Raw genomic sequence first — 3,561 nt, forward strand, 5'->3', positions numbered from 1 at the left:
CGTTCGGATCCACCCGATCCGCGTTGTCCTTGTGGAACCCCCGCTGCACCCCGTTCACCGTGAACGCACTGTCACCGGAGTACACGATCTTGTCCTCACCCAGGATCTGCCGGGCGATCTTCACGAAGTTCCCATCCGTCAGCACCTCCCGCAACCGCGGGTTCGCCAACAGATCCCCACCAAAATTCTTCCGCGACCAATGCGCCGACTCCCGCAACCGCTTGATGTCGTCACGGGAATACACCCCGCGCACGATCGTCCAGCCGTTCTCCCAGAACCCGCCCACATCGACGTTGTCCACCGCAGACATACTGCCTTCTTCCTTCGGAGTCCCCAATGACCCTGCTCAAGGTAGTGCGTCGGAATCGACATTGTCAGGGGGATGGGGACATTGGTTTGTGATTGTCCGGGCGGAAATCAGCCGGTGCGACGCGGCATTCCCCGTCGTACCGTCCGGGGAGAAGACTAACCACTGAGCGCAGGGATCGCACCGCTGGGCGCAGAAAGCTCGCACCAGGAGTGATCGATTCGCTACCCATGGTGGAGTCAGTCCCGCCTTTGGAGGTCCGCCATGCCTCGTACCGCGCCCGTCCGCGCCCGAAGATTCGACCCCGGCTCGACCGTCACCATCCTCACCACGGTCGCCGCCACCGCAGCCTCGCTGGTCGCTGTGGTCTCACCTGCCTCCGCCCTGCCGGAGGCGACCACCTCCTGCGACGTGGCCGCGACCGGTTTCACCCCGGTCTTACAGCTCGAACTGCCCGAACGGGCAAGTTTCCTGAACGAAACCCCGCCGTACAGCCTCGACCGCACGGCCGAGATCGGCTCGAACTTCGACCGGATCGGCTACTGCGTCGAGCTGAACGGACCCGACGGTCCGCAGTGGGTGTGGACGGCGATGGAGCCGTTCACCGACGATGCCCGCCGGATCGGGCTGCCGACGCGCCCTGGTGAGCTCGTCCGTCAGCGGGTCGGCGACCTCGAGGTCCGTTCGAACGTGCCCAGCGTGACCAGCGGTTCCGGCCAGACCGGCTACCTGGAGATGTGGCCGAACCAGTACCAGGAAAGCGCCAGCACCCAGGTCGCGAACGCCTCGCCGATCACCTTCGACGTCGACGACAACCCGACCTCACCGCTGGGCTACGGCTCGTTCCAGGTGTCACAGATCGGCCCGACCCGGCCGTCGAACCTCGCGGCCAAACAGGTGTTCGCGATCAACACCTTCACCGAGTCGGACAACAGCCTGCTCTCGCTCGGTATCGGCACCAACTCCGGCGGCCAGCCGGACTGGACCTTCGCGAACAACGCGAACCGTTACTCACAACGCAAACTGACCGCCTTCGTCCGTACTTCGCTCGTCGCGGTGACCGAATCGCCGCAGGACCGGCAACTCCTCCCCCGCGACAGCCGGAACGGAGCCGTGGCCCCGGTGGCCGGACGGATCACGGATCCGCGGGTCAAGCGGGTGCAGCTGAAGGTGATCGGCAACGGCAGGACGGAGACGTTCAACTCCTCGGCGAGCAGCTTCCGTTTCACCCCGCGGATCACGGCCGGTCTGCACGAGTACACGTTCGAACTGCGCGCGACCGGCCCGGGGATCGACCGGGTGGTGGCCCGGCGGGAAGGCGTTGTCTCCGGCGACGTCTTCGTAGTGCAGGGGCAATCCAACGCGGAGGCGTTCAAGTTCAACGGTGCGGCGAATGTGGAGGAATCGCCTTATCTGCGGAGCTTCGGGACGTCGACCTCGGACGGCACCATCTCCGGCGCGGACCGGGTCTGGCACTACGCGACCGGTGACGTGACCACGCAGTCGGGGTCGGTCGGCCAGTGGGCGATCCGGATGGCCCGGCGGATCGTGGACACCAACAAGGTCCCGGTCGCGCTCTTCAACGGCGCGCACGGTGGTCAGCCGATCCAGTTCTTCCAGCGCAACGACGCGAACCCGAGCGACCTCAACACCAACTACGGCCGGCTGCGGCAACGCCTGCAAGCAGCGGGAGTGATCAGCCAGGTCAAGGGAGTGCTCTGGTACCAGGGCGAGTCCGACAACGACAACGCCGCGGTACACGTCGCCGGCTTCACCTCACTGCTGCAGGACTGGCGCTCCGAGTTCGGCGGTGCGATCTCCGGGGGCAGCAGGTACTACGTGTACCAGGTCCGCACGTCGCCCTGCGGCAACACGACCGCCATCAACCTGCGAGAGGCCCAGCGCCAACTCGGAGACAGCCAGGGCGTGACTCTGCTGTCCACTAACGGCCTGTCCGGCCATGACGGCTGCCACTACTCCTATCTCGGGGGATACCGAGACATGGGCGACCACACGTACGCAGTACTGGCCAGAGACCTGTACGGCGGGCCGTCAGCGGGTGTGGCTCCGCCGAACCCAGCTGGTGTCGCCGCAAGCGGGTCAGAGCTCACTGTGCAACTCCGGTCCACCGATCCACTGACTGTGGATGCCGGAGTCGCCGCGGACTTCCGGGTGGACGGTGCAGCCGTCACTGTGTCGTCGGTTGCCTACCAGCCGGGCGGCAAGCTCGTGCTCACCCTGTCCGGACCTGCAGCAGGCGTGACCAATCTGATCTACCAGGGCCACAACGGTGCCGGCCCATGGATCACCAACGCGACCGGCACAGGCCTGCTGTCCTTCAGCCTGCCAGTGACCGGCTGATCCCGGGCGCGGCCGGCGCCTACCGCCCCAGGGCACCGGCCGCGCCACTTGGTGAACACGGTCCGTGGCGGTGCAATCCCACTGGGAGCGAGTCGGGGCCGGTGGGCCCGTGCCGACGTACCGTAGATGCCATGTCAGTGACAGGGGGACCGCCTTCCACTCCTGTGGAGGTGGAGGAACGGGTGGGGCCGTACCGGCTGATCCGGCGGCTCGGCCAGGGCGGCATGGGTGTCGTCTACCTGGCCGAGGGACCCGAGCACAAAGAGGTCGCGCTGAAGGTACTGCGGCCGCACGTGGCGCACGATCCGACCGCCCGTGCCCGGCTCGAGCGCGAGGCCACGACGCTGCAGAAGGTGAACCACCCAGGAGTGGCCGGGATCCTCGACCACGACCTGTCGGGCGACAGGCCGTACCTGGTCACGCGGTTCGTGCCCGGACGTCCTCTGGACGAGCAGGTAGACGAGCGAGGGCCTCTGACTCCGCAGCGCTGGCTGCCGGTCGCCGGTTGTCTCGCGGAGTCTCTGCAGGCGATCCACGCGTCCGGAGTGATCCACCGGGACCTCAAGCCCGGCAACGTGATGATGTTCAACGGCAAGCCGGTGATGATCGACTTCGGCATCGCCCAGGCCGCTGACGACCTACGGCTCACCCAGACCGGCCTGGTGATCGGTACGCCGGGCTACCTCGCGCCGGAGTTGATCGAAGGCGAGATGGTCTCGGAGTCCGCCGACTGGTGGGGCTGGGCCGCCACCGTCGCGTACGCGGCCACCGGGCGACGCCCATTCGGCAAGGGGCCGTTCGAGGTCGTGCTGCATCGGGTCCACAAGGGCCAGGCCGACCTCGAAGGTCTCGACCCCCGACTGAAGCCGCTGTTGGCCGCTGCCCTCGCACCG

At 67.0% G+C, this 3,561-nt stretch carries 3 protein-coding genes; 2 read left to right on the top strand and 1 reads right to left on the bottom strand.

Annotation, left to right across the window (positions count from 1 at the left end):
* Positions 1-310, bottom strand: a 310-nt coding sequence (locus VFG33_RS06895; protein WP_325023585.1) for a phytanoyl-CoA dioxygenase family protein, incomplete at its 3' end; no start/stop codon positions are given.
* A gap of 261 nt (positions 311-571) precedes the next feature.
* Between VFG33_RS06895 and VFG33_RS06900 the strand changes: the two genes are divergently transcribed.
* Together VFG33_RS06900 and VFG33_RS06905 are read left to right on the top strand one after the other, a co-directional pair.
* Positions 572-2,668 carry a sialate O-acetylesterase gene (locus tag VFG33_RS06900; RefSeq protein ID WP_325023587.1) on the top strand — a complete coding sequence of 699 codons (2,097 nt, stop codon included), beginning with the start codon at positions 572-574 and terminating at the stop codon, positions 2,666-2,668.
* Positions 2,669-2,799: 131 nt separating this feature from the next.
* A partial coding sequence (locus tag VFG33_RS06905) for a serine/threonine-protein kinase (RefSeq protein WP_325023589.1) occupies positions 2,800-3,561 on the top strand: 762 nt, incomplete at its 3' end.

Source organism: Kribbella sp. (assembly GCF_035687465.1).
GTDB lineage: Bacteria > Actinomycetota > Actinomycetes > Propionibacteriales > Kribbellaceae > Kribbella.

Bases quoted from the DNA above. Each gene is read 5' to 3' on its own strand.
- VFG33_RS06900 (WP_325023587.1), top strand. From the start codon at position 572: ATGCCTCGTACCGCGCCCGTCCGCGCCCGAAGATTCGACCCCGGCTCG.